Source organism: Mesorhizobium sp. M4B.F.Ca.ET.089.01.1.1 (assembly GCF_004022605.1).
Lineage (GTDB): Bacteria > Pseudomonadota > Alphaproteobacteria > Rhizobiales > Rhizobiaceae > Mesorhizobium > Mesorhizobium abyssinicae.
Genome location: NZ_RZOS01001217.1, coordinates 1 through 588, shown reverse-complemented (window position 1 = coordinate 588; position 588 = coordinate 1). Strand labels below are relative to the sequence as shown.

Annotated in this window: 1 pseudogene; it reads right to left on the bottom strand. The window is 62.9% G+C overall.

The features are described 5' to 3' along the window. Positions 1 to 588 (bottom strand): annotated as a pseudogene (locus tag EN780_RS36845) (transposase); the annotation flags it as partial.

Sequence of the window (588 nt, the reverse complement as noted above, 5' to 3'; positions counted from 1 at the left end):
TCGATCCGCTTTCTGATCCGCTGGCTGACGACAAAGCCGCCATGGCGCGTGGTGCTCCCGTCAATTGCCGAACGACGGCCGCTCGTGTTCTGCGCCACATGCGGCGTCACCTTCATCGAGCGCAGTTCGTTGACGAAGTCTTCCGCATCATAAGCCTTGTCGGCGCCGAGCGTGATGGCCCGCGGCCGGTCCGCATGCGGCTCGATCATGTGCAGTGCCGCCACCCGCTCGGCATGGCCGTTGGCCAATGTCAGGCAGGCGTCGACCAAAAGGCCGTGGCGGTTTTCCATCAACCCGTGTCCCATGAAGCACAGCTTCGCCTCCTTTCCTTTCCCCTTCTTCTAGAGCCTGGCATCGGGATCGGTGGTCGAGGCATGCGTCTCGTTCGTCCGCTTCTGGCCATGGAAATCGGCTTCCGCATTGCGGCCGCCGCCATTTTCCGGCGGCTCGCCCGGCCCATCCCTCGGCTTGACACTCTTCATCGATGCCCAGGCCTCAATGAGAGTGCCGTCGACCGAGAAGTGATCGCTCGAGAGAAGCTTTTTCACTCTGGGCTGCGCCAGCACCGCGCCTAAGAACTTCGCCGCG